21 protein-coding genes are annotated in these 26,627 nt (G+C 60.2%); 13 read left to right on the top strand and 8 right to left on the bottom strand.

Annotated features, from left to right (window positions below):
• Positions 1-75 precede the first annotated feature (75 nt).
• The 7 genes from H5P28_RS16755 (at position 76) to H5P28_RS16725 (ending at position 10,587) form a co-directional block, all read left to right on the top strand.
• Positions 76-1,998 carry a sulfatase-like hydrolase/transferase gene (locus H5P28_RS16755; protein WP_185676845.1) on the top strand — a complete coding sequence of 641 codons (1,923 nt, stop codon included), beginning with the start codon at positions 76-78 and terminating at the stop codon, positions 1,996-1,998.
• A gap of 103 nt (positions 1,999-2,101) precedes the next feature.
• The gene (locus tag H5P28_RS16750; RefSeq protein WP_185676844.1) at positions 2,102-3,616 is read left to right on the top strand and encodes a sulfatase; all 1,515 of its coding nucleotides are present in this window, start codon (positions 2,102-2,104) and stop codon (positions 3,614-3,616) included.
• Between the two features lie 1,213 nt (positions 3,617-4,829).
• Entirely contained in the window at positions 4,830-5,522 is a 693-nt protein-coding gene (locus H5P28_RS16745; protein ID WP_185676843.1) for a D-lyxose/D-mannose family sugar isomerase, read from the top strand.
• A 6-nt stretch (positions 5,523-5,528) separates the two neighbouring features.
• Entirely contained in the window at positions 5,529-6,521 is a 993-nt protein-coding gene (locus tag H5P28_RS16740; RefSeq protein WP_185676842.1) for a class II fructose-bisphosphate aldolase, read from the top strand.
• A complete protein-coding gene (locus H5P28_RS16735) occupies positions 6,518-7,993 on the top strand; it encodes an FGGY-family carbohydrate kinase (protein WP_185676841.1) in 1,476 nt (491 codons plus the stop codon). The genes H5P28_RS16740 and H5P28_RS16735 overlap by 4 nt, the downstream gene beginning before the upstream one ends.
• 7 nt (positions 7,994-8,000) lie before the next feature.
• Positions 8,001-9,299: a hypothetical protein gene (locus H5P28_RS16730; RefSeq protein ID WP_185676840.1), complete on the top strand. Its 1,299-nt coding sequence runs from the start codon at positions 8,001-8,003 to the stop codon at positions 9,297-9,299.
• Between the two features lie 433 nt (positions 9,300-9,732).
• A complete protein-coding gene (locus tag H5P28_RS16725) occupies positions 9,733-10,587 on the top strand; it encodes a helix-turn-helix domain-containing protein (RefSeq protein WP_185676839.1) in 855 nt (284 codons plus the stop codon).
• Between the two features lie 24 nt (positions 10,588-10,611).
• Here the strand turns inward: H5P28_RS16725 and H5P28_RS16720 are convergent, their stop codons facing one another.
• Together H5P28_RS16720 and H5P28_RS16715 are read right to left on the bottom strand one after the other, a co-directional pair.
• Positions 10,612-12,624, bottom strand: coding sequence for a sodium:solute symporter family protein (locus H5P28_RS16720; protein WP_185676838.1), 2,013 nt, complete (start codon positions 12,622-12,624; stop codon positions 10,612-10,614).
• An 80-nt stretch (positions 12,625-12,704) separates the two neighbouring features.
• Positions 12,705-13,736 (bottom strand): glycoside hydrolase family protein, encoded by a 1,032-nt coding sequence (locus H5P28_RS16715; protein WP_185676837.1) that lies wholly within the window; start codon positions 13,734-13,736, stop codon positions 12,705-12,707.
• Between the two features lie 714 nt (positions 13,737-14,450).
• Between H5P28_RS16715 and H5P28_RS16710 the strand changes: the two genes are divergently transcribed.
• The 6 genes from H5P28_RS16710 to H5P28_RS16685 all read left to right on the top strand — a co-directional run bounded on the left by H5P28_RS16710 (position 14,451) and on the right by H5P28_RS16685 (position 22,291).
• Positions 14,451-15,893, top strand: coding sequence for an autotransporter-associated beta strand repeat-containing protein (locus H5P28_RS16710; protein WP_185676836.1), 1,443 nt, complete (start codon positions 14,451-14,453; stop codon positions 15,891-15,893).
• 59 nt (positions 15,894-15,952) lie between these two features.
• Positions 15,953-17,281, top strand: coding sequence for a family 16 glycosylhydrolase (locus H5P28_RS16705; RefSeq protein ID WP_185676835.1), 1,329 nt, complete (start codon positions 15,953-15,955; stop codon positions 17,279-17,281).
• A gap of 10 nt (positions 17,282-17,291) precedes the next feature.
• Entirely contained in the window at positions 17,292-17,909 is a 618-nt protein-coding gene (locus H5P28_RS16700; protein WP_185676834.1) for a type II secretion system protein, read from the top strand.
• 109 nt (positions 17,910-18,018) lie between these two features.
• Entirely contained in the window at positions 18,019-19,461 is a 1,443-nt protein-coding gene (locus tag H5P28_RS16695) for a sulfatase family protein (protein ID WP_185676833.1), read from the top strand.
• Entirely contained in the window at positions 19,458-20,981 is a 1,524-nt protein-coding gene (locus tag H5P28_RS16690; RefSeq protein WP_185676832.1) for a sulfatase family protein, read from the top strand. Before H5P28_RS16695 ends, H5P28_RS16690 begins: the two co-directional genes overlap by 4 nt.
• Positions 20,982-21,277: 296 nt before the next feature.
• Positions 21,278-22,291, top strand: a complete 1,014-nt coding sequence (locus tag H5P28_RS16685) for a LacI family DNA-binding transcriptional regulator (RefSeq protein ID WP_185676831.1) — start codon at positions 21,278-21,280, stop codon at positions 22,289-22,291.
• Positions 22,292-22,295: 4 nt separating this feature from the next.
• Here the strand turns inward: H5P28_RS16685 and H5P28_RS16680 are convergent, their stop codons facing one another.
• The 6 genes from H5P28_RS16680 to H5P28_RS16655 all read right to left on the bottom strand — a co-directional run bounded on the left by H5P28_RS16680 (position 22,296) and on the right by H5P28_RS16655 (position 26,544).
• On the bottom strand, positions 22,296-23,348 hold the full coding sequence (locus H5P28_RS16680) for a beta/alpha barrel domain-containing protein (RefSeq protein WP_221773465.1): 1,053 nt from the start codon (positions 23,346-23,348) through the stop codon (positions 22,296-22,298).
• Entirely contained in the window at positions 23,345-24,118 is a 774-nt protein-coding gene (locus tag H5P28_RS16675) for a DeoR/GlpR family DNA-binding transcription regulator (RefSeq protein ID WP_185676830.1), read from the bottom strand. The genes H5P28_RS16680 and H5P28_RS16675 overlap by 4 nt, the downstream gene beginning before the upstream one ends.
• Positions 24,119-24,292: 174 nt before the next feature.
• Positions 24,293-24,844 carry a transposase gene (locus H5P28_RS16670; RefSeq protein WP_185676829.1) on the bottom strand — a complete coding sequence of 184 codons (552 nt, stop codon included), beginning with the start codon at positions 24,842-24,844 and terminating at the stop codon, positions 24,293-24,295.
• A gap of 348 nt (positions 24,845-25,192) precedes the next feature.
• Positions 25,193-25,921, bottom strand: a complete 729-nt coding sequence (locus tag H5P28_RS16665) for a DUF932 domain-containing protein (protein ID WP_185675463.1) — start codon at positions 25,919-25,921, stop codon at positions 25,193-25,195.
• A gap of 119 nt (positions 25,922-26,040) precedes the next feature.
• On the bottom strand, positions 26,041-26,274 hold the full coding sequence (locus tag H5P28_RS16660; RefSeq protein WP_185675462.1) for a hypothetical protein: 234 nt from the start codon (positions 26,272-26,274) through the stop codon (positions 26,041-26,043).
• A gap of 48 nt (positions 26,275-26,322) precedes the next feature.
• Positions 26,323-26,544 carry a hypothetical protein gene (locus tag H5P28_RS16655; protein ID WP_185675461.1) on the bottom strand — a complete coding sequence of 74 codons (222 nt, stop codon included), beginning with the start codon at positions 26,542-26,544 and terminating at the stop codon, positions 26,323-26,325.
• Between the last annotated feature and the right edge of the window lie 83 nt (positions 26,545-26,627).

Raw genomic sequence — 26,627 nt, 5'->3', positions numbered from 1 at the left:
GACAGCTGGCACCGTAGATCGACCTGTCCTGTCGCTGCAGTGACCGCGGATTTCTCCATTCATTTAGCGTCCATCATGAATTCATCTCCCTCCTTTCCCCCCCCCTGTGGAAACTGGATACCCGGCCTGCTCAAGCTCGCTTGCACGGTTCTGCCCGTTACCCTTGCGGGCGTCGCATGTGCCCAGCCAGCGGCTGACTCCAAGCCGAATATTCTGTGGCTGACCAGTGAAGACAACGAAGTGACGTGGATCGGGTGCTACGGTAATCCCTTTGCCAAGACGCCGAACATTGACCAGTTGGCCAAGGAGGGCTTTCGCTACACCAAAGCCTATGCCAACGCGCCGGTCTGCGCGCCCTCGCGCAGCGGATGGATCACGGGGGTCCACGCGCTCTCCCTGGGAACCTTTCCCATGCGCAGTCGTTACGAGATCCCGCACGAGCAGATACCGTATTACCCGGACCAACTGCGTAAGGCCGGTTACTACTGCGCCAACTACACGAAGACGGACTACAACATAGCGGGCCGCCTGGATGAGGATTGCTGGGATGACAGCAAGCCCGAGGGCTGGGTGCCCAATACGCCTTTTTCCCAGCCTGAATGGGAAACCCTCAAGCAACACCAGCCGTTCTTTCAGGTGGTCAACTTCCTCGACTCCCACGAGAGCCGGGCGCAGGGGGACGTCGAGTCCACGCTCCACTCCCCGGCGGACACCGACCTGCCCGCCTACCACCCGGACCTGCCCGCGATCCGGAAAAACTACGCCAAATATTATGACGCGGTCGAGCGAATGGACGATCAGGTCGGTCAGGTCCTGAAAAAGCTCGAAGAGTCCGGGATGGCCGATGACACGATCGTTATTTACAATTCCGACCACGGCGGCGTCATGCCCCGCAGCAAACGCTTCCTCTACGAGTCCGGCCTGCACTGCCCGCTTGTTATCCGCATCCCCGAAAAATACAAGTCGCTCTGGCCCGCTGACGCGCCCGGCTCGCCCGTTGAGCGTTTGGTCAGCTTTATCGATATGCCGAAAACCTGGCTCAGCCTCGCCGGGGCGGACATCCCCCCGGTCATGCAGGGGCGGGTGTTTCTCGGCCCTGGCGAAGAGCAGCCGCGCGAGTATCACTTTGCCTACCGCGGGCGGATGGGCGAGCGCATTGACAATACTCGCGCCGTGACAGACGGGCGCTACCTTTATATCAAAAACTACATGCCCGCCGTCCCCAACGGCCAGCATCTTGACTACCTGTGGAGGATGGTGGCCACCCGCGCCTGGGAAGACTATTTCCTGGCGGGCAAGGCCGATAGCGTGACCGGCCGGTTTTTCCGGCCCAAGGGGGATGCGGAAGAGCTCTACGACCTGCAATCGGACCCGGACAATATTCACAACCTGATCGGCAATGGTGCATGCGTTGGCGAGGCCGAGCGTATGCGGCAGGCGCTGCGCCAGTGGCAACTCGACATCCATGATACGGGTTTGCTGCCTGAGAGCGAGATGGTCCGTCTGTCTGCCGGGCACGGCCTCACGATCTACGAATGGGCCAGGGATTCCGGAGCCTACAATCTGCCCGCTTATCTCGATGCCGCCGACCGCGCCCTGTCGGCAAATCCGGAGAACCTGTCGGCCATGGTGGCGGATATCGACAGCGAGGATGTCGGCCTGCGCTATTGGGCGGTGAGCGGTTGCCTCCTGCTCGGAGAGAACGCACTGCCCGCGCGCGAGCAGTTGCTGGAAGCGCTTGATGACGACTCTCACGAGGTTCGTGCTGTCGCCGCGTGGGCGCTTTTTGGCCTTGGGGAGCAAGACGCCGCTGCGGACTGCCTCTCCCGGCTTTTGCAAGAAAAGTCCTATGCGAGCCTGAGCGTATTGAACATCGTCGACTGGGTTGGCAAGGATGCCGCCGCCGTCTACCCGCAGATCAAGGCCCTGCAGCCGTCCACGGATGATCGCCACCTCCAGTCGATTTCGGCCCACATACTCGCCTCAGGCGGTGAATAGCCGGACGCTCAGGATGAGCCCGCCTTCCTGTCTCTGATGTGATTGGACACAGTCGGCCCCCTGTAAATGTATTTAAAAATCAATACATCATCTTTTTGAAACAATGAAAGCAGTCATCGTCATGTACGACAGCCTCAACCGGCACATGCTGGAACCCTACGGCTGCACTTGGGCACGCACACCGAACTTTAAACGCCTGGCGGCTCGCAGCCTGACATTTGACAACAGCTACATCTGTTCGATGCCCTGCATGCCCGCGCGTCGGGATCTGCACACGGGTCGTCCCAATTTCCTCCATCGCGGATGGGGTCCGCTGGAGCCCTACGACGACTCCATGCCCGAAATACTGCGTGAGCGTGGCATACACACGCACCTGGCCACTGACCATCAGCACTACTGGGAGGACGGCGGCGCGAACTATCATCCCCGCTACACAACCTTCGACCTGATACGCGGCCAGGAGGGCGACCCCTGGTACGCGCAGGTCAGTCTCCCGCCTGAGCCACAGCGCGAAGGCAGGCGCACTGACCGCATGGCTCTTCAGGATGTCCTGAATCGCAACTACACCTCGGACGCGAAACAGTACCCGATGAATGTCACCTTTGACAAGGGACTTGAATTCCTGAAGCGCAACCACGCCACCGACAACTGGATGCTTCAGATCGAGTCCTTCGACCCGCATGAGCCATTCTTCTCGCTGGACGAGTTCCGGGAGCCCTACCGCGCCCACTTCGACAGCTATACGGGACAGCCTTTTGAATGGCCCGAGTATCGCGAAGTTCGCGAGCCCGTTGCCTCGGTCGAGCACCTCCGCTACGAATACGCCGCCCTCGTCAACGGGTGTGACCAGCAACTGGGCCGTGTCCTGGATGCCTTCGACCAATACAATCTGTGGGAGGACACCATGCTCATCGTTTGCACAGACCATGGCTTTCTCCTGGGCGAGCACGACTGCTGGGCCAAGTGCTGGATGCCCTTTTACAACGAGATCGCGCGCACCCCGTTTTTTATCTGGTCCCCCCGGCACCCCGAGTACGCCGGAGAGCGCCGGCAGGCACTCATCCAACCGGCCATCGATATCCCGGTCACGCTCCTGAACTACTTTGGGAGTACCCCCACTGCGGCCATGACGGGGCAGGATCTCTCCGCCTGCATTTGCGATGATACACCCGTACGCGAGCACGCCATTTTCGGTATATTTGGCGGCCACGTAAACATCACCGACGGCGACTATGTCTACATGCGCGGCCCCACCTCCGTCGATAACCAACCCCTCTATGAGTATACGTGCACCCCGGCGCGGATGCGTAGTCGCTATCCGGTCGAGCAGCTCAGCCAAACGGAATCCTTGGCCCCGCGCTTTGACTTCGATAAAAATTGCCCGAATCTGAAAATCCCCACGCGCTGTTTTTCGGGAAACAACACCGATGCGCGCCAACGGCTGCCGACCCAGCTCTTTGCTCTTGGGAGAGACCCACACCAACTCCATCCAATGGCAGCCCCTGAAATCGAATCCCGGTTCTGCGCGGCTCTGGCCCAAGAGCTCATCCTCTGCGATGCTCCTGACGAACAGTTTCAACGCCTTGGGCTCCGTTCGCCCCAGCCTGTTCCGGCCTGAACCCGATTAACCAATAAGGGCAGAGAAGAGGACCTCAGCCTCCGGCCCGCTGCGATGTTTTTTCCTGCGATGGTAAGCGCGATGCGCGGTTGTCATGCTCCGGCAGGCATCATCAAGGCGCATACGCGACACTCAAAATACGGCCATCACTCTATTTGAGCCAACAGGATCTTGCCGCAAAGGAGCATTTGTCCATGGCTTAGGGAGATTGTGTGGTGAGGAGTATGCGATTTTATGGTTTCTTGTTCCTTGACAGTAACTTATGGCTTTTTTCAAAGTTAGCTTGAAACCGCAAGCATTACTTTTGTTGAGCATGTTGGCGGGCTGGGGGAAGCTGCTAAGCGCTGACCTATGAACCGTCAGCAGCAGCAAGTCATTGAGTATTTGGTCGAGGTACCGAACTGAGGCGCAGCCTCGGTGACAAAGCGAAGCGTTCAAACCGCATCCTTCGTGAGCAACTGAACATTAACGCTAAGGGCGAGCGTGTCGGTTTTAATGTGAACTAGCGTAGGCGCTTGCAGAGAAAGGGCCGTTGTCTGGGGCGCAAGATGTTGATGAAAATTGCAGCGCTCGTGACACCAGAGACGATCTATCGCTAGCATCGTCAATTCGTTGCGATTGCGTATGCCCCGAAGGGCCACGGTCATTCTGTTGTCCATGCTCGGCGGGCCGAGCGCAATGCGCTCACCATCAAGCTGGCAGTTGAGAATTCAGGCTGGGGATACACACACGTATCCAAGGGGTGACGCAGAATCTCAGTTATCCCAAACTGAGTACCTCGATTATCGGGTAGGTGCTGCGCGAGGCGGGTATCCGGCCTTCGCCGGAGCGCAGCAGTCGCTTGGATTGGAAGACGTTTATCCATGTTCACGCCGATCAACTTGCAGCCATAGACTTCTTCATGGTGCCTCTCCAACCCTCTAATGAAAGGACTTCTGGCACGCGCAAGTGACTGAGCGATGCGCGTCAATGCAACTGCGTACGACTCAATGACCTTAATTGAGCCTTAACTGAGAAATGCAATAAATCGCTGAATACTGGTAGTCAGTGACTTATGGATTTTGGTCCGCGTCCCGCCACATCCAGAGAGCAGAAAAAAGCCGATGCCCCATTTGATGTCATTATTCAGGAATAAATAGACTCTGAGCGGGAAGATTTTCCTTATTTTGATGCTATAATGCAGTCATCATTAACCTCAAGTCCCATTCACCCCATGAAACGTTCAGAGATTAACGCGTTAATGCGCAAGGCGACGATTTTCCTGCGTGAGCATCAGTTTCACCTGCCTCCTTTCGCATTCTGGACTCCGGAGCATTGGCGCTCATGCGGCGAAGCATGCTCCGACATTGTGGAGCAGCAGTTGGGCTGGGACATTACAGACTTTGGTTCCGGTGATTTCGCCGAAGTCGGACTTTTGCTCTTCACTTTGCGCAACGGAACCTTCGACGAGTTGAAGAAGCCCCTGGGGAAAATTTATGGCGAGAAGCTCTTGATCGTGGAGCCGGGGCAAATCACGCCGACGCATTTCCACACCCAGAAAATGGAGGATATCATCAACCGTGGCGGCGGGAACCTGATTATCCAGCTGTGGAATTCGACCCCGGACGCAGGGCTGGACGACTCGCCCGTCACCGTGAGTTGTGATGGGGTGCGGCGCACCTTGCCGGCGGGCGGTACGCTGATCCTGCATCCGGGCGAATCAGTCTGCCTGACGCAGAAACTCTATCACAAGTTCTGGGGAGATCCAGAGGCGGGGACAGTGCTTGTGGGTGAAGTCAACCGCGTCAACGACGACCGGATTGACAACCACTTTTACGAAAAGGTCGGGCGCTTCCCCGAGATCAAGGAAGACGAAACGCCACTTTATCTGCTCACGCAGGATTATCCGAAGTACTTCAACGCTTGAACGGCCATGCCGCTAATTACTCAACGTGACGAGGTGCTGGAGGTTTTTGCAGAGGCCGGGCGGAACGCCTGGGTCATTCCGGCCTTCGGGGTGGAAAACCTGACCACGGTGGAGGCCGTTCTGAGCGCGGCCCGGCAACAGGGCGAAGCTCTCGGGCGTCCGGACCTTCCGGTTATGCTGGCTATGACCAATCGTTACCCCGAGCGCACGCAAAGCGCCTACTATACGCACACGCGCCAGTGGCGCCTCGGGCTAGAACTTTTTCTGGCCGATATCGGGGTGCTGACCGGGGCGGGTTCTCCGTTCGGTGGCTTGCGTGTGCTCCTGCACCTCGACCATATCCAGCACGACTTGGACGAGGAGTTGTGGCGAGGCGATCTCAGCCGTTTTTCCTCCCTCATGTTCGATGCCTCGGGTCTGCCCTTCGAGGAGAATATCGCGGCGACGCGGCGCTTTGTACGGGAACGCGGGCACGAGATTGTGATCGAAGGGGCCTGCGACCACATCGGCGGAGACAGCCATCTGACCACACAGGAAGAGGCGGAACGCTTCTGCTTGGAAACCGGGGTGGACTGGGTGGTTCCCAATCTGGGGACAGAACACCGGGCCGGCGTTTCGGCCCTGAGATACGCCCGCGAGCGTGCCCGGGAAATCAGCCAAAGTGTGGGGCGGCGTCTGGTTCTGCACGGCACCTCTTCCGTGTCGCCGGAGCAGTTGCCCGGGCTTGCGGCCGACGGTATCGCTAAGGTCAACCTGTGGACAGCGCTCGAGCGCGACACCTCCGGCCACCTGTTGCGCGAGATGGCGCGGCGGGCCGGAAAAGTGGCGGGCAGCGCCGCTGCTGAGGAAATGCTCGAAGTAGGGCTGCTGGGACCGGAGGCGGACACGGCTTCGCCCGCCGCGCTCAGCTACTTCACCACGGCCTGGCGTCAGCAACTGGTTTTCGAGCGGATGAAGCGTATCGTCAAAGGCTACCTGGAGGCCTGGTTCCCGGCATGAGCACCCTGGGCCTGGATGTCGGCACTAGCGGCTGTAAGGCGGTTGTCTTCAGTGCGCGTGGAGAGCCGTTGGCCGAGGCCGCCCGCGCGTACGCGGTCGAGTCACCCCGTCCGGGCTGGGCGGAGCTGGACCCGCAGTTGGTGGGGGCGCGCTGTCTGGAAGTGATCCGGGAGGTCGCCTCCCGGTGTACGGATGATCCGGTGGATGCGCTGGCGGTCAGCAGTCAGGGGGAAGCGTTTACGGGAGTGGATGCGAAGGGGCGGCCGCTTTTCAACGCAATGGTGTCTTCGGACAGCCGGGCGCTGGAGCAAGTGAACGCCTGCGAGATCGACGGGCTGTATGAAACGACCGGGCACACCCCTTATCCCATTTTCAGCCTCTTCAAACTGCTCTGGCTGCGGCGGGAACGTCCGGATGTCTGGCGCCAAGTGGCCCGTTTCCTATGCTTCGAGGACTACGTGCACTATTGCCTCGGCGTGGAGCCTGCCATCAGCTATTCTCTGGCGACGCGCACGATGCTGTTCAATGTCCGGCAGGCGTGCTGGGATGCCGGGTTGCTGGAGGCTTGCGGCATCCACGAAGCGCAGTTGAGCCGTCCGCTGTCTTCGGGGGAGGTGGTCGGTGTGATCCCCAAGGCACTGTGCCGGGAACTGCACCTGGCCTCCGGGGCCGTCGTCGTCACCGGCGGACACGACCAGGTGTGCGCTGCGCTCGGCTGCGGGGCCGTCCGATCGGGGATCGCGGCCCTTGGCAGCGGGACGGTCGAGTGCATCATTGCGTCCTTTTCCCACCCCGTCATGAAGCCCGCCCTGCGGGACAACAATCTATGCACCTACGCGCACGCCATGCCGGGCCTGTACGCGACGCTGGCCTACAACCTCAGCGGCGGCAACGTCCTTCAGTGGTACTGCCGGCAGTGGCTCAATGAAACGCCGAGTGAACCTGCCTATGAGCGGATGCTGGCCGAGATGCCGGCGGCCCCGACGGGCCTGATGGTGTTGCCTTACTTCACGGGCTCGGGGACGCCGCGCTTTGACGGGCAGACGCCGGCGGCGATTCTCGGCCTTCGCCTGGGAACGCATCGGGGTGAGATTTTAAAGGCCTTGCTGGAGGGGCTGTGCTTTGAGCTGGAAAGCAACCTGCGTATCCTGGACGGCGCGGGGCTGTCCGTCGATGAGCTGCGCGTGGTGGGCGGAGGCGCGAAAAACCGCCGCTGGTTGCAGATCAAGGCCGATGTCTTCAACCTGCCCGTATCGGTTCCGCAGGTGACGCAGGCCGGGTGCCTGGGCGTTGCCCTGCTGGCGCGGGCGGCGCGGTATCATGAGCCGCTTGAGGCACTGGCTGCCGAGTGGATCCGGCCGGGCGAAACCCTGCTGCCGTGTCCCGAGCGCGTGAGCTTTTACCGGGAACGGGCTACCCTTTACGGGGAGGCCTATGCGTCCCTGTGCGAATTATCGAAAAAACTATTCTGAATTGAAAATGACAGCCAACGATATACTTGACCCCGTTTCCATGCGCTTTTTCGCGGATTTCACCGAGGCGAGCCTTGAAGCCGCCCGGGTGCGTCCGGGCGAGCTGGGGCGGCCTGAGGCGCCCGCGAACACAGTCGGGTTCCCGCTGATCCGCCCGGGTGGGCGGGACTGCTATCCGGCCGTCTGGACCCAGGACTTCGCGGTCACGCTGGCGACCGGCTTTGTCACCGCGCAGGAGATGAAAAACCACCTGCATCTCATCGCCCTGGGACAGAACGGGGGCTTCGAGCGGCGGCTGGCCAGCGGGGCAGTCATTCCTCCCTATGCCATCCCCGACCACGTGCTTTTTGACGGCAAACCCGTTTACTTCCCAGGCACTTACTCCAGCGGAGAGGACCAGGGCGGTGAGCCCTGGGGCCTCCTGCCTCCGGCTAATAACCACTACGACTTCATCCTTATCGCCTGGCACCTGTGGCGGGCCACGGGCGACACGGCCTTTCTGGGAGAGGAAGTCGGCGGTGTTTCTGTCATCGATCGCCTGCGACTGGCTTTCGGCGTACCCAGGATCGACCCGGATTCGGGCCTGGTTTATACGGAGGCGTCCAGTCGAGCGGTCGGCTTTATTTTCTGCGACTCCATTTACATGACCGGGCACCTGCTTTTCGCTTCGCTGTTGCGCTGGCGGTCGGCCCATCAACTGGCCGAACTGGAGTCCGCCCTGGGCAATGAGGACGAGGCCCGGCGCTGGCGCGACAGCGTGGCTGGAGTCCCTGCCGCCATCGCCTCGCATTTCGAGGGTGACGCGGACGGGTGGTTGCTGGCGGCAACGGAGGTTGGACGACAGGCGGATGTGTGGGGGACGATTTACGCGCTTTATCTGGGCGTGCTGGATGGCAAGCGGGCGGCGGCCGCCCATGCCGCGATACTGCAGGCACTGGAGCGGGGGACGATCTGCCACGAGGGTGGGGTCCGGCATGTGCCCAGCGACCGGGATGCCTCCGCCAACTCCGCCTGGGAACGCACGCATACCCCCCACAATCAGTACCAGAACGGTGCCTACTGGCATTCGCCCAGCGGCTGGCTGATAGCCGTGCTGATGGAGAGCGAGCCGGCATGGGCACGGCGTATCTTCCGCGAGATGATCACGCACTTCCAGCGGGAGGATTTTCGCAAGGGGGAGGATTTCAATGCCCCGTGGGAATGCTTCGGCAAAGACGGCATGTTCCGGAAGGCCCCCTTATTCATCGGCTCGGTGGCGATTCCCTACGGGGTGTTGGCACCGCTGGCCCGGGCGCACGGTAGCTGATGCGGCCGGGCCGGTGACCAACTCGAGACCTGCGCTGACCGGGCGATTCGTAACGTCCTTTGCCATGAGTCCATGTACCCATCCGGGCGTGATCCGCCTCAACGGTGCGAGAGGGGCCGTCGAACTGAGAATCGAGGATGTCCGGACTTCTTTCAGGTGTTCGCCAGTGGCAAGCCCAGGTGGTGCGGCGTTGATCCCGTCCATCCGAACGTGGAAGGGGTCGATTACATGGCCCGTTTGTGGGCCCAGGCCGTTATCCGGGCCGAAATGTCCTCTTTAGCTCGCTTGAAGCCGAAACATCCCGGGACTGGCGTTGGCACTTGCCATGCTCGCCGCGGCGGGGTTTCGATCATTGACGGCGGGGATGGTGTCCGCTAGATGGGATAATGGCTGTATTCAGCCTGTTTTTTGTCGGATTCTGATCTCTGCCTCCATGCGAAAGCCATTATCCTATCCTGCGGTCAATACTGTTTCCTTCGGCTTTCGCATCGGCAGGGGGAGGCAATATCCGATGCGGACGGCCGACCAGCACAACGAGATCGAGCTGAACCATGTGGAATGCGGAGAGATGTTGTTTCGCCGGGGCGTGGAGACGGTCAGGCTGCCGCAGGGAGCGACGACGGTTTACTGGGCGGCGGTGCCGCACCAGGTCGTCTCCGTCGCTCCCGGCACGGAAATCTCCTGGGCTGTTATACCGCTGGCCTGGTTCCTCGGCTGGCGGTTGTCCCCTGCTTTCAACAAGCGGATTATCGGGGGGGATATTCTGCGGCTGGATGGGGCCAGTTCGCGCATACGGATCCCGTCTTTTCGGGATTGGGCAGAGGACTTTTCCGCCTCAAGTGAACTTAATCTGGCGGTTCGCCTGGAGGTCGAGTCGTTTTTCCGCCGCTTGGCGGCCAGGGATCAGGACCACGGTGCGATTCGCCAGGGGCCGCCCGCGGAAGAGTTGCAAAGCCACCATGTGGAGCGGATGATCGCGACGATCACCGCGCGTTTCCGCGAGCCGCTTTCGGTGGAGCAAATCGCCCGCAGCGCGAACCTCAATCCGGAGTACGCGATGCGGCTGTTCCGCAAACGCTGGGGCATGACGCTGGGAACCTTCCTGCAACACCAGCGAGTGGCCGAAGCCCGCCGGCTACTGCTGTTGAGCGACCTGCCTGTGATCGACGTGGCCTTTGCCTGCGGCTTTCAGTCCCTGAGCCGGTTCTACCATGCCTTCAAGAAGCAGAGCGGGTTCAGTCCCCGCGCCTACCGCCTTCGGTTCACCGTTCCGGATCTGCCCGAGTAGGCGGTGTCTGGCGGGCTCACCGGCTCAGCGGCCGGTGTCGGGCGGGGGGGCGACTTCTACGCGGCTGGACTCGGCCAGGTGCGTGTAAACCGTTCCGTCGTCTTCGTCGTCACGGGGGGCGGTTTTGAGTTTGCGGACCATGACGACGATGTCCCGGCATCCGCCCAGGACGAACCAGACGACTGTGATGCTGGCGACAGCCGCATACATGTAGACATTGATTTTCCAGAACTTCAGCCAGGCCTCGTTGGAAAGATCCGTGATCAAGCCCCAGAGGGTGCCGACGAGAAAGACGGCTAACCAGCCCATGGTCCAGGTGATTTGCAGGTAGTAAATGGCACGGTCGCCGCGGGTGTACTCACGGTTGAAGTTCAGCATCCGGTGGAGCCAGTTGCGGGTGTCCGTGACGATTTGCTTGTTCTTGGCACCCTCGTCCTTGCTGTCGTCGGCGCGGAGCATCTCCCGGATCGGAAACGGCTTCCTGCAGGTGAGCAACGAAACCGCCACGTAGGAAACGATCGAGGCGAGGTAGGATATCATGGCAATGTACGCCCCGTTGAGCGGGAACTCCGGCGCGAGACGCGTCAACGCGGGCAGGTGATCCCAGGACTGCTGAAGCGTGATGCCTGCCGCGGCGATGACCCAGCCGGTGGTCATGGCGACCCAGGCACCCTGCGTCGTGCCGCGTTTCCAGTAAAGTCCCCCGATGATGACCGCCCCCGAGCCGCCCAGGTAGATCGTGCCCGTGAGCAGGAAATACATCAGCAGATAGTCCTTGAGCGGGAAGTATAGGCTCCAGAGAAAGGCGAAGGCGGCCACCCCGAGCACCGAGAGCCTCAGCAGTCTCAGATGGCTCTTCGGGCTGAGTGCCTTTTTGCGGAAGGGCAGCACGACATCCTGGATAAAAATGCTACCCCAGGAGTGCAGTTGGGTGTCATCCGTGGAAATGGCTGCGGCGAGGATGGAGGCGCCGAAGATGCCGAGGACGCCTACCGGCAGGATGGCCGAGAGCAGCACGGGCACACGCATCTGCTCCTGGGTCTGCGGGTCGCCGATGGCGTCCAGGGTGGCGTTGACGCTGTGTGTCAGCTCCTCACTTCCGCCGCCGTTGAGCAGCACGTAGGCGCAGATCGGGGCGAAGAGCATCAGCATGTAGGTGATGCCGTTGCGCCACTCTCCGAGTACGCGAGCCATCTTGGCCTCGTGCGGGCTTTTGGCGGCCGCGTTATAGCCCTGGTTGCCCTGCCACCCCAGGCAGTTGTAGACGAGTTTGAAGGCGAAAATCAGGAAGAACCACACGTTGAAGTCGGTCAGTTCGTGCTGGTCGAACGGATTGAGCATGGACATGCCCTGCGGCGCGTCCTTGAGTACCGCGCCGATGTTCTCCCAAGAAAGCGAAAAGATCAGGATGAAGAATATCGTGATAAAGCTGATGTTGAGCAGGCTCGACTGGAAAAAGTCCGTCACCATGACGGCGATTAACCCCCCGAACAAGGTGAAGCACACCGCGATACCCAGCATGGTGAACATGATGACGGGCTTGGTCTGCCAGATGAACCCGAGAAACTCGAAGTTTTCGGGCAGCCCGCAGAAGTGGATCAGAAACAGCGCCGTGATGCCGGGGAAGACCCCGTAGTTGAGGATGCCCGAAACCCAGGCCAGGATGCCTGCGTAGACCCGGAAGCCCCGGCTGTAGCGCATTTCAAAAAGCTGCGCCATCGTCATGGCCTGGCTCTTGCGGTAGCGGTACACGACCCAGCCCGAGAGTGCGATAATCATGGCGACGGGAGCCATCATCATTCCCCACCAGGCGCCGCCGAAGCCCGCCTTGTAAAACTTCTCGAAGTTCGCGATGATGGCGATGGCCCCGAGTGCGGCCATGCCGTCGGCCAGGGTGAGCAGGTAGCGTCCCGCACAGCGGTTGGCGGCCAGAAAGTCGGACACGCTGCGGGTCAGGGACTTCGCATACAGTGCGATCAGAAACAGGAAGACGAGGAAGGCGAGGATGATGGCCCAGTCAAGCGTGGTGAAATTCATGAGAAACGGGGGGGCGAGACGGTTAAACTCAGGTTTTCGCGGGAAGGCTGCCAAAGGGCAATGTCGTATCCGGGGCGCGCTCAGAAGCGCAGCCGGATGTTGAACGCGGGCTCATGAGGATCGTGGGGCTGGATGGCCACCAGCAGCGTGGGCGGGGCACCCGGTTCGATAAAGATGTGCGGCCGTTCGACGCGCTCGAAGCTCAGTTGCCGCCCCGTGCTGTCCGTCAGGGTCTTGCCGATGATGTGGAGCGGGCGGCTCGGGATCCAGTCGGTGCCGTTGCCGGACTGAAGCAGGACAAGGCTGCTCGAACGGGTGGGGGAGAGCGTCCCTTCCATGTCCTTGACGATACAGAAGTAGGTGTTGTTCTCGCGCCACACGCAGGGGTCCTCGAAGCCGAAGGCGCTGTCGTCGAAATTGAAGATGGGCGTGGGGTGCTTGACGAACGGGCCCTCCGGGGAGTCCGCCAGACCTAGTCCGTGCAGGACACGCCCTCCCAAAGGCGTGGGGCCATCGGCTACGCCCTTGTAGATCATCAAGTACCGACCGTCGGGCGTGTCGGTGACGGTCGGGTTCGACACCATGAGGCCGTCCCAGGCACCGGGGCTGACATCCAGGACCGGCGAATCCCGCCGTATCCAGGGGCCGCGGGGGTGGCTCGCAACGGCCAGGCCGATACGCTGGTTGTTGCGGTGCGTCCACCATTCCCCGTTGCCGAAGTTGCCCATGTAGTACAGGTAGTATTTGTCCCCGAAGTGCTTGACGGTGACGTTGTGAAAGCAGTGGTCGTCCCACTGCCGACCGGCTTCGTCGCGCGGCCAGAGTGTCTCGGCGTAGCGGAAGGGGCCGGTGGGCGAATCGCCCTCGGCACGGGCGATTTCAGAGTGCGTGACCCAGGCGTCAAAGCCTTTGTCGGCAGGCCACCGGCTGTAAAATAGGTGGTAGCGGGCGCTGGCGGGGTCCCGCACCAAGGCTCCGCACCAGACATGCCAGCCCGGATCCCGGTGGATTTGGGATTCCTTGTAGGGAAGGGGCCCCTGCTCGAAACAGTGGCTGAAGCGGGAGGCGGGCTCTTGTGAGACCAATGTGTGTGGTGATTTCGGATGCGGCATGGTTGAAAGTGATGCGTGCGGAATGAAGGGGGTGGTTCCCGGCCTTCCCCGCCCTTTGTGAATTCCACGCTGACGGGAACCCAGCCTTAATCGAAGCGATAATTCTTCTTGTGTGAAAAGAGGGCTTTGGGGGTTATTAGTAAAACGATGGCTATTTTTTATTTAAATTTTGTATGCAAATTCACTAGTTATGTAAATGGAAATTTAACTAAAAAGTTTACTATGTTTGTCGGGCTGCTCCTGAATGACGGGAGTAATCGACTGCTTCTGTTTGTCTCCAGGCTTTGTGGCCGATGTTCGCTTATCCGGGGGGGCGGAGGTGGTGCGAATTGATTACCGGGCGCCGGCCGGGACGCCCGCCTGGTCGGTGCGTCCTCGGATGCGGGAAGCTGTCGCTCTCGAGGCGGAGAGGATGGGGGAGTGTTGTTACGTCTTGCGGGTACGGGAAGGCGTGCTCCGGCTGTATGCGGTGTCCTATCTCTTGGGGGTGTGGAGCAGGTTATTTTTTTAGTAAAATTTAAAGTAAAAAATCTTGACTCTGGCGTTAGAAGTGAATGTGTTGATGGCCGAAGCTTGTTAGTAAACCCAAGGCGCATCCCGCCTTTGCGCTTTTTCGTTTTCAGATCCGCAGTCTGTGTCTCTTCTCCCTTTCGGGATGCCAGTCCGCTGGGTGATTTATGTGATTTCAATCTGAATCCTTAACCCTATCTACCCATGATGAAAAAAAACTCATTGCTTACATTCTTGGTGGTGTCCGCGTGCGCCTTCCCCGTTGCGGGTGCGCTGGGCGCCGACTACCGTTGGAACAGCTCCTATGACCCCTCGTCCTACAGTGTCGCCGGCAACTGGCAGGTGTGGAACGGCTCGTCGTGGACGACCGCCACCACGGCACCGACCGCCTCGGACAATATCGTCACCCCGAACCTGTATGCCGGGGCGACTATCAACGATGTGCCGGGCAACAGCGTCAATAATTTCACCGTGGACCTGAGTGCGAACTGGCGAATCATGAACCCCCCTTCGGGGTCCGTTGCCCGCACGTATACGATTGAGGGCGATCTGGCCAAGTCCGGGAGCGGCAGTCTCCTGTTTCACCCCTACGGTACGACTTCACCCGGTTACACCTTGAGCGTTGGCGGGAATGTGCAGACCAACGGCGGCGTCCTCTTAATGGGATCGTCCGGGATTGCGATGACCTCGGTGAGCGTGGGCGGAAGCACAACCGTCGCCAGCGGGGCGACCCTGCGAGTGAATGCCGACAGCGCGACCTTTGGGGCGCTGACAGTAAACGGTAGGACGTACGTGCATGATGCGGACATTTCCGGTGGTTCCACCGGGGGACTGACGGCTTCCAGCCTTTCGGGCAACAGTGGCACCGTCGCCGCCAAGAGCTACGGGTCCAATGCTTCCACCGCGACACTGACCCTGAACGGCTCCGGTGCGAGCGTTTCCTCCTACGCGGGCCTGATGGTTGACGGCACGGGCACGGGTACGACCCTGGCGCTGCTCAAAAGCGGGAGCTACACTCAGGTGCTGACCGGCAGCAATACCTATTCGGGCGGAACGCTGATCAGCGGAGGATCCCTGTTTGTCAATAATGCCAGCGGCTCGGGCACAGGTACCGCCGCAGTCAGTGTTGGCGAAGGACTGCTGGGCGGCACGGGCATCATCACGGGCGCGGTGCAGGTTGGTGACGGCACCGGCTCTTTCCAGAGCGCGTTGGTGACCGCGGGCGTGGCTGAAGGCGACATCGGCACGCTGAGCATGGGGGCGCTCGACATGGCCTACACGGATGCGGCCTATGTGGTCGATATGAATTCCGATTCCGGTACGGCTGACCTCATCAACGTCAACGGTAGTGCAAACCTGGGGTCGGGCCTGGCCTCCCTGATCGTTAGCGACCAGGGAAGAACGTCGCTGAGCGCGGGCTACCGGTTCACGATTATTTCGACGCTGGCGGGTGTTTCCGGTTATTTCGACGGCCTCGGAGAGGGTGACACCGTCGTGATCGGCGCGAACATCTACCGCATCAGCTATGGCATCGACCTGGACGACAGCGTGACCTTGACTGTGGTGCCTGAAGCCAGTTCTGGCCTGATGGGCGCGTTGGGAGCCCTGTTGGTGGTGGTTTGCCAGTGCCGCCGCCGTCGCTCCTGAACTTCCCCGAGAGCCCGGTCCGAACCTGTTTTTGTTGCTAATATTATATCCCGTTTGTTATGATTAAATCCCTGAAGTGTTTGCCCCTGTTTACTCTGTGTGCTGCGGTCGTTGTGCCTGGTGCGCATTGCCTGGCGGAACCTCCTTCCGGCCGTGACTGGGTGCTGGTATTCGAAGACGATTTCGACTACCCGGACGATGCCCTGGAGGTAAACTGGATCTCCGAAAACCGTTCCAATGCAGGGCACATCCTTTCGAGTCGGTGGCGTGAAAACGCCGTCGTCTCAGAGGGAACGCTGAAGCTGGTGGCGCGCAAGGAGAAGCGGGGCGGCCAGGAATGGACCGCTGGAAACATCTGGACGCGGGCCATCTGGAAATACGGGTACTTCGAGTGCCGCTACAAGTACGCCGCCGCCAGCGGGACGAACAACTCGTTCTGGCTAATGACTCAAAAATGGCAGAATGTGCCTGAGCAAGATGGTGTGAAGCGCTTTGAAATTGATATCAACGAGGGACACTACCCCGACGAGATCAATATGAACCTTCATAATTACACCGATGTGAGTTGGTCTCCGAATTCTCCGCGGGGGCGCAACCGGCCGAACTGGCCCAAGAGCTATACGCTCAGTTCGCGTTCGGACAGTCGGGCAGACCGCGAAGTCATTCTGGATATCCCGGTTCAGACGACCAAGCTGCGTTTTTCCACGAAGCATGACTCGTATTTTCATCTGCGCTCGTTGCGGGTGTTTCCCAAAAAAATGGATGGGAACTATCCCTCGCCCTATGTCGACAAGTTGCCGGACGGTCTAGTGGACTATGCTCGCGAGGCAAACGTCCGGCATAGCCGGACCTTCGACACCTACGCCCAAACGAATCCGCCCGAAGCCGCGGTGGACGGTAATATTTCGACCTCGTGGATTTCCCTCGGGCAGGGGGAGGCCGTCTACGAGCTGGACTTTGGCGATGAGCCGCGCGAGGTCGGCTGCGTGCAATTCGTGACCGGCTGGAACAATCCGGCCGAAAACGGATACACCGGCTACATTAACGACTATTGCATCGAGTACTGGAACGGAAATGACTGGGTAGAGATCGCCTCGCTCGATGACAATGTTGTGGTAGATAAGGACCTGAGCGAAGAGTTTCACACCTACGCCCTGGAGTGGAACGAGGACGAGCTTATCTGGTACTTCGATGGGAAGGAGATTCGTCGCCTGAAAAATTATTGTGCCTTCTACGAGTCACCCGTATGGCTGAGTCTGGCCATTACCTATGGGTCGGGAAAAGTCGGTCCGGAAGTGGACGGAACCCAGATGGAAGTCGATTATGTGAAAATCTGGCAGGAGCGGGGAAAGGAAACCGTTCAGGACGAATCCTGGCTTCAGCGATAGGGACTCCACCATGAGAAAGACACACACACGGTGCGGAGCGGGCAGGGCGTTCGGGCTGGTGGAATTGCTCGTGTCGATTGCTGTGATCTCTGTACTGGCAGCGCTGCTGATCACGGCGGTCTCCCGGGTCCGCATGAGCGCGCAGATCACGGAGTCCACCGCCAACATGCGTCAGTGCTTCACCTACTCGATGCTGTACGCGCAGGAAAACAAAGGCGTGTACCCGGCGGCCTACTCCATTACGACGGCGGTAAATACCACCTGGCTCAATGTGCTGTGGGCGTATGCCTATCCGGATATTGATTTCCCCGGCTACGGCCGGGACATGGAAGGGAGCATTTTCTACACGCCGCTGATTGAAGAGGGGGCAGCCGCGCGCACCTTCGGGACGAATACCCACCTCTCTTACCAATACAGGGAAGGCTTGTACAACCTGCTGGATGATCCGGGGAACATCGCTTACCTGGGAGATGTGAAGACCAGCAGCGGGCTGACCACTGCCCAGATCAATCCCCGTAACAACGGCCAGGTCGGTCTCGTTTTTCTCGACGGGCATCTGGAACTTCGGGAAGCGGGCGATATCCCGAGCGATCCGGCGGATTACTTCTGGAGAGCGACCCGGCCGTGAGTCAGGGCAATCCACCAGCGGCCAAGAACAGGCAGGCTCACCCGGTGCAGTGTGGCCATCGGCTGCGGGCGAGTGAGAAGCCAGCCAGAGCGTAGATTAGGATATAGACATGGATAACGTCTTGTTCATACTTGCGGATGACTTGGGAGCCTGGGCGCTCGGGTGTGCCGGCAACAACGAGATTCACACCCCCCATCTCGACCGCTTGGCGGCCCGCGGATTGCGCCTGGAAAATGCTTTCTGTGTCTCTCCGGTCTGTTCTCCGGCGCGCGCGTCGTTATTGACGGGGCGCATCCCGTCCCAGCACGGCGTGCACGACTGGGTGCGGCGGGGCAATTGCCCCAGTGAGTCCGGGGACGGCTCACTGATTGATTATTTGGAGGGCTTGCCAACTTATACGGAGGCGCTCGCGCAGGCGGGGTATCGCTGCGGCTTGAGCGGAAAGTGGCACCTCGGGCAGGCTCCTGTGCCGCGCGGGGACCATGTCTTCTGGCACGTTCATGCCAAGGGCGGCGGCTCCTACTACCACGCGCCCTGGATTCGGGACGGGCAGGAGTGCGAGGCTCCCGGCTATGTGACCGATGTTATCACCGACTACGCGCTTGAGTTCCTGGAGGCGTACGCCGACGGAGCCCGGCCCTTTTACTTGGGGGTTCACTACACCGCTCCGCATTATCCGTGGGGGCGCGACCAGCACCCGGCGCAGTATTACGAACCGTATTTCAACGATTGTGCGTTCGAGTCGGTGCCCGAGCTTCCCATGCATCCCTGGCAGATCGACACCGCCCCGCGGGTGCACACACGGGAAGCTCGCCGTGAAATGCTCAGCGGCTACTATGCCGCCGTGACGGCGATGGATGCGGCTATCGGCCGGTTGCTCGATGCGCTGGAGCGGAGCGGCCAGCTCGGGCGAACGCTCATCGTCTTCACCAGCGACAACGGCATGAATATGGGGCACCACGGCATTTACGGCAAGGGCAACGGCACCTATCCGCAGAACATGTACGACACGTCGGTCAAAGTGCCCTTTATCCTTTCGCGGCCTGGGCGCGTGCCGGAAGGGGTGAGCGCCGGGGCTCTCTTCAGCCATTATGATTTTATGCCCACCTTGCTGGACTTTCTCGGACTGGGGCGGCAGGTGCCGGCGGCTTTGCCCGGCGCGATCCGGACGGATCTGTGGGAGGGGAGGGCGGATGCCACCGGCGCGCCGGTGGTGGTCTTCGACGAGTACGGGCCCGTGCGCATGATTCGTGACGAGCGCTGGAAGTACGTCCATCGCTTTCCGGACGGCCCGCACGAATGCTACGACCTTCAGTCAGACCCGGGCGAGACGCATAACCTGATCGGGGATCCCCGGTGCTTTGCCTTGGCCGAGCGCATGCGCGGCCAGCTTGCCGCATGGTTTGCCCGTTATGTCGATCCCGCCAGGGATGGGGCCGACTTTCCGGTCACCGGCAAGGGGCAGTGTGACTTGAGCGGTCGCGCGGGCGCTTTTGCCGACGACTGGTTTTATTACTCTGAAAACGTTGAACCTAAGGACTCCGCGTCATGAATGTGTTAATGATCCTGGCCGACGAATTCAATGCGGGTTGGGTCCACGCGCTTGGGCACCCCCAGGCACTCACGCCGAATCTGGACCGTCTTGTCGGCAGTGGCATGGCTTTTACGAACGCCTATTGTCAGAACCCGATCTGCACGCCCAGCCGTGTCTGCATTGCCTCAAGCCAGTATTGCCACAATCATGGCTACTACGGGCTCAGCGGCAATGCCAACCCCGGCCTGCCGAACTGCTTCCGGCATTTCCGACAGGCCGGCTACCGGACGGCGGCTTACGGCAAGCTGCACCTGCCCTGTGCGCCGAGGAACTGGATTGCCGACGATGTGGATGTCTTTGGTGACAGCTACGAGACGGCCGACAATCAGCATGGCTCCAGTGAATTTCTCTCGGGACTGGAAAGGGACGGTCTGCTTGATTATGAGGACAGTTGGCACAACGACTCGGGGGTCTACGGCCCCAAGCGGGTGCCCATTGACGCGAGGCCGTCGCTGCTGCCCCTGGAGCGGACCCAGGAGGTGTGGACCGCCGAAAGGACGATGGCCTTCATCGACCGTGAGCCTGGGCGGCCTTTCTTTGTCCAGGCTTCCATGCAAAAGCCCCACCATCCGCTCCTGCCCAACCAGCGCTTCTGGGAGCTTTATGCGGAGGATATTGAACTGCCGCCGACCTGGAACCTGCCCCCGGACCAACGCCCGCCCCATTTCAGGAAGACATGGGAAAGCTGGAGGCAGTACCCGGCCGAGTACGGCACGCCCGGCGAAGATATTGAGGCTTTCTTCCGGCGGTGCTGGCGGGGCACGCTGGCCTGCGTCAGTCAGGTGGATTATGTCATCGGACTGCTGCTGGACTTTCTCGACGAGCGCGGCTTGCGGCAGGACACCGTTGTCGTGTTCGGCAGCGATCACGGCGCTTACCACAGCATTCACGGGCTACTGGAGAAAGCTCCCGGGATTCCCTCTGACGAAGTGTGCCGTGTGCCCATGATTTGGAGCGTTCCCGGCCTGGCTGATTCGGGCAGATGCTGCCCGGCCTTGGTCGAAAACGTCGATATCGGGCCGACGCTGGCCGAACTGTGCGGCGTGCCCGTTATGGGGTACGCGGACGGCAGGAGCCTGTGCCCGCTGATGGCCGGGGAGTCCGGCGGGACGGATCGGGTCGCCGTGACCGAAAATGCCTGGAGCAAGGCCGTGCGCTGGGACAAATGGCGGCTGGTCTTCTACCCCCGGTCGCTCTTCGGCGGCCAGGAGGAGGGGGAGCTTTACGACCTGGAGTGTGACCCGCAGGAGCGCAGAAACCTCTATCGCCACCCGGACTTTCTGGCACAGGTCTGGGAAGGGCGGACGCGCCTGCTGGAATGGCTGGTGGAGACGGCACGTGTGACCACGCCCCCGATGCTGATCGATACCGTGAAAAAACTCGGAGTCTCCCGGGTGGTGAGACTGGAGGAGGACGGGCGGGCCTCAAACCCCTTTCAGCCGCGCTGCCGGGACGATATGCTGGACAATTATCTCTAGTCACATGAATCTAGAGTATGCGGCATGATATATGCGGGCTTACGCAGCCCGTACCCGCGGCGGATTCGGCTGGGCCGAGCATCAAAACGGACTGTCACCTCTTACGAATGCCAGTTGCCGGGGCGGCACAGTAAAAAGCATTAAAACTTGCGGACCTGTTTTTTGCTAAAAGAAGCGTTTTTTTTAGTTGTCTGTCTGTCAGCGTGAAATTGAACTGATGATACGGGGAGAACGCTCTGTAGGCTTGCGGATTCTTCGCTCCCAGGCCGGCTGAACACAGGTACGATTAAGCGAGTATGGCAAAACTCAAAGATATTTCGGCAAAAACGGGTCTGTCTCTGGCGACCGTATCCATGGTGCTGAACAACCGGCAGGACATTTCCATCCCGGATAGCACCCGTGCGAAGGTCAAAAGCGCGGCTGAAGCGTTGGGCTACCGCTCAAAGGCCCGTATCCGCCTGAGCAAGACCCTCATCGTCGCGACCTTCGAGGATCTCCAGTCTTGCTTTGAGAACCCTTACTTTTCGGAAATCTACCGCGGGATCGAGGAGGCGATGGAAGAGCGCGGCTTTCACGCCATCATCAAGCGGCTCCACGACAAAAACTCCCTGCACGGCACGGATATTTTCACCCGCGGCAAGGCGGACGGGATTCTGGTCCTGGGGCCGCCTCCGCCGTCCCTGCTCAAGGAGCTGGAAAAGGTCAACCTCCCGGTGGTTATCGTCAACGGCACCGTCGATCCGAGCTGGGACTCGGTAATCCCCAATTACGAGGCGACTTTCGAGATGACCCTGAACATCCTCAAGGAGAAAGGGCACCGCAAAATCCTTTGCGTGAAGTCCGCCTATTCCGACGAACTTTCTCCTTTTGAGTCCTCGCACCTGAACCGGGCGATCATGCATGCGGGCCTGAGCGCGGAAAACGTGATCATTGTCCGCAGCGATGGCGATTCGGCTGACGACGGCTATGAGGCCGTCAAGCGTTACCTGGCCGAAAACCCCGCAGCCAGTTTTACCGCCGTGTTTTCCGGCTTTTCGAAGCCGTTCGGAATTATGCGCGCCTTGCAAGAGGCGAACCTGTCCATCCCCGGAGACGTCAGCCTGATTGCGATTGGCGTCGATTCGCATCTTCCGACATCTGAGACTCAGATTTCGACCGTTCTGTATCCGCTCAAACGGGTGGGGGAAGAGGGCGTTCTGCGCCTGATCCTCAAGGCGGAAGGCTTTACAACCGGTCCGGCCATAGTCGTGCTCCCGGTGCAGTACGAGGACCGCGGTACGGTGGCAAAGGCGAACACCGGCAAACACTGAGTGCCTACGAATAGCTCATCGTGGTCTCGGTCAGGGTGAGGTCGTCCTGCAGGCTGCGCTTGGGCTCAATCCGGTCGTGCTGCAGGACTCCGTGGTAGGCTTTGACTGCTTCCCGTGGCGTGACTTCTCCGTTTGTGATGCGGCGGAGGAATTCGATGAAGGCGAGCGGGTGCTCGGAGAGGTTGATCTTGCGTCCGAAGAGCGCGACCTTGGCGCCGTACTTCTGCGCGTCGTGGATCAGTTGGAAGGAGTCAAGCGTTGTACCCGCGCTGCCGCCCAGAATGCCCACGACCAGGCTGCTGTCGTAGGAGACCAGTTCCTCCAGCGGCCCAGGGCCATTGTAGGGGATTTTGAGAAAGACGGGGCGGCCGGCTCGCGTCACTCCGGCCAGACAGCGGATAATGTTGTCGTTGAGGAAGCCGCCGACTTCCCGCGGGTCGAAGCCCGGATTGACGTTCGGGTTGAATACCTCCAAAAAATAGCGGAAACGCTTGCGCTCGGCCTCCAGCCGAAAGTCATGGAAGGCGGCGAGCGCGGCGTAGTCCCAGTCGAGGTTGTTCGTGAAAGTCACCGAGTACAGCCCCAGGTCGGCCCCGAGGCAGGGCCGGTGGTAGTTGTTCTCAAGTCGGCCGTACTTGATGTGGTCGAGGGTGGCTGTGCGGAAGTGGCGTGAGGGATGGTTGGAATATTGTCCGCGGCGCACGGCCCAGACATCTGTGGTGTCATTGGCCCGAGCGGCCGGAGTGATGGGGGAGCTTTTGAACAATCCTTCGTCGATGGCAAGCCTCTCCAGGTTGGAGGCGGAGAGCAGCACGATGTCCACGAGTTGCTGGCGGATGACGGCCCGGATCTGGCTCAGGTAGTCATCTAGTGTTTTGTAGCAGCCCTGGCGTTGGTCGTAGCCGTGGGGACAGCTTCCCGCCCGGTTGGGGCCTGGAGCCATGATCCCGAAGGCCATGTCGGCGTCCTTGGCGTCGGCGATGATAAAATCTTCACGGGTATCCTTGCCCGCGCGGATGCGGGCGAGTTTCTGATCCAGGCTTTTTGAGTACATCATGAGGGTTGGGGAGTGCGAATGATAGTGGCAGAGCAGTTTTTGCGCAGACGCGCGAACTTGCTACGGTCCAGCCGATGGTCGGTGTACCAGGCTGAAAGCTGCTTGAGGGTGGTAAATTCGAGGGTGGCGGAGGCCGTGAGCTTGTCCGAGTCCGCCAGCAGGAATGCCTTGTCGGCATGCTCGATGACGTGGGCCTTGAGCGACGCTTCATGGATTTCTGTGGTCAAAACGGCGCCATCATCCCGGATGGCTGAGGCCCCGATCAGGACGATGTCAAAATAGAGTTTGTCCAGCCAGTTTAGCGACATGGCTCCGACGAGTGCCCGGCTGATGGAACGCACTTCTCCCCCCACTGCCGTGACCGTTCCGGGGTAATTGCAACTGGCGACAAGCAACGGGATCGAATTTGTGAAAATCGGGTTGGCATTGCGTTCCAGCAGCCGGATTCCGGCCTCCAGGCAGGTCGTGCCGGCGTCGAGATAGATGGTGACGCCTTCGGGGATGGCTTTGAGAACGCAATCGGCGATTTGCTTTTTGAACGGCCAGTTACAACTGCGTTTTTCGTCATAGCTCGGCTCCAGCGCCAGGCGTTGGGGCAGGATGGCCCCCCCATGCGTACGGATGAGCTTTCCCTCCCGCTCGAGTTCGGCCAGGTCGCGCCGGATCGTCGCCTCCGAATGGTGGAGTTCTTCGACGAGTTCGGATAAAGATACGCTGCCATTCTGCTGGATGGCCCGGAGAATGGCCTGGGTGCGCTCAAATTTAAGCATTGATTGAAAATGAACGTTTTTGATCGAAATGGTCAATGCTTGAAATGGTGGAGTGTGGGATTTGTATGTTTCTTGTTTATTGAAAATAACTTACGGCTCTCTTCGAAGGTTGCCCTGGAGCCGCAAGCTCAAGGCCACTTCGATTAAGGGCATAATTTTGAGCGAGCAGTCCACCTATGAGATTTCAGATGCCAAGCTCTTTTCCTTGTTGGCACGTTTTTGTTCACGGCTGAGCGGACGGATGGCAGTACCCTTTTCGCAGATGTTGGCGAGCATGGCGAAGCCTTTGAGTAGCGCGGCGATGAACGGCCCGACGTCGGTGCTGTCGGCCCACAGGACCGTCTCGCGGTCGCTTTCGTGTCGCAGTCCCCCGACCGGTTGGGAGTCGTGAATGGCGGCGTGCGTGAGGGTAAAGGTATCGATTAACTTGCTGGCTGCATCGACCTTAACGTGGTTCTTGTATCCAAAGTAGGATACATGGTTCTTCTGCGTCCAACTCGCATCGAGATCCTTCCGGCGGGCCCGGCTCGACCTCTTGGCGATGCGCTCGGGCACCTCTCCGCGTTTGATCTGCTCGTTCTCATAGCTGCGGTTGCGCTGCTTGGAAGCTTCAATAAAACTGGCGCCGATGATCTTGCCGAAACTGGCGATCAAGCCCTGGCTGGGCAGTTGCTCGTTGAACAACTCAAACACCCCAACCATCCCGTCAACCCCAAGACGCGACATAAAGCCCCAGATCGTGGCGTGGTCGGGAGAACCATCGCCAGGGCCCTTACTCCCAAAAATGTTTTCACACGCCTGATCTTGGCTGACGCCAGCACTGTGAACCCCAAGAAGGCTATCCGGTCATTAAGACAAGAATGAAGAGGCTGCCCCCGAGCCCCAACGCACTGCCCCGTGGTCCACTTACTTGTGAGCTTTAAGATACCGCAGCTAAAGAAAAAGCCCCCTTGGTTCCTGCCGAGTAGCGGCAGGGCCGATGGTGGGGCTTCTCCGGTGTAAACCATGGTTTACACCAAGGGCTTGTGAGGCCTAGTTGAGTCCGGCCTCATGGTCGAGGAGTCGGTGCAGGCGTCAGGTTCTGTCCGGGAGTAGGTCCACGCGGCCCTTGAAGACTTCCGTAAAGGTGTTCTGGAGGCTCCAGAGGGTGCGGGGTATGAACGCTTCATGACGGGGCTTTCTCCACAGAGAGAGGACCTTGGGGATGTATCCGTTGGCCATGACACCGGTATCGACAGCGCGGATAACCAGATCATGGGCACGCCGGTCATTGATGCGGGCCTCGCGGTAACGGATGACCCGGTAATCGTGCTGGTCCCAGTAGCGCCTGAGCTTGCCCACAGCGGCATCAACCAGCCGGGGCAGGTCGTCGAGGATACGCGGGGTGTGCTTGCGGGCCAACTGGATCTCGCCCGAAAAAGACAGATTATCGCAGACAAGCACCTGGCTGCCCGCGACGAGCCCGGCAGAGAAGCGCATGTCGTGGGAGTTTCGCACGCCGACCACGTAGTGGTAGTCCGGGTTGTGGGTAAAGCCGCTGACCTCGATCAGGCCGAAGTAACGGGCGTTGTCATGGGTGAGCCCATGCGCCTGCCCGGCAATGGCAAAGCCCTGGGTAAGCAGGGCGACCTCCACGACTTGCAGGAGTTTTAAGTGAGCAATCGGCCTCCAGGTGCTGGTCGGGGGTGGCGTCGGTGCCTGCGCGAGCTCTCCACGGCTGACGGCGTGGCTACCGCAGTGCAGGAGCAGGTTGCAAGGCTTGGTGGTTGTGGCTGAGACGGGTTCGATGGTATCGGTGATCATGGTGTTGATGAGTTGAGGGTGGTGAGTGATGCGCCGACTTGGCGCTTGCGAAAAAACAAAAGCCCCGCCTCGGATAACACGAAGCGGGGCTGTATTGGTTGTCCACTACACGGGTGGCTTCAACGGTAGCGTTCGCGTTCCGGGTACTCGGGGTATTCCGGCACGAAGGGCGAACGCCTCACCGCTCCGACGGCATAGCCAATGGAGCCGATGAGGATGGCCACGGAGATGACCAGGAACGGGCTGAGCGTTTCCTGGGCCTCGTTGACCGCGCCGATGGCCACAGGCCCCACGAGCGTGCCCACGCTGTAAGCGGTGAGCGCGACCAGGGCGATTTTCAGGATGGCATTCATGGGTTGGATGCGGGTGGTTGTTTTTTTTAACGGACTGCGCATGACCGGCTATTGCCTGCGGCACTGCGCAGCCCGAACGATGCTCCGGCCCCATATCAGCGAGCAGGCAACCGAGCACCCACCCACCCAATACAGGGCATTGGCCAGCGGCACAAACGGAGCCTGCTCAACCACTGCGGCGGGCGGAGGTGGCGGCTCGTTCTTGTCGTTGCCCAGCATGAGGAGGCCAGCGCCGACGCTGACCACGGCGATGACGATGGCCTGGATCATCGCTCGCCTCCCGTCCATTTCGCGCACTCACCCCGGAAGCTGCACCAGGCGCAGTGCATGCCCGGTTGAGGGTGAAAGCGCTC

It is taken from the genome of Ruficoccus amylovorans, assembly GCF_014230085.1.
GTDB lineage: Bacteria > Verrucomicrobiota > Verrucomicrobiia > Opitutales > Cerasicoccaceae > Ruficoccus > Ruficoccus amylovorans.
Note: the sequence above shows the minus strand (reverse complement) of the source record. Positions and strands in the feature narration are given on the sequence as shown.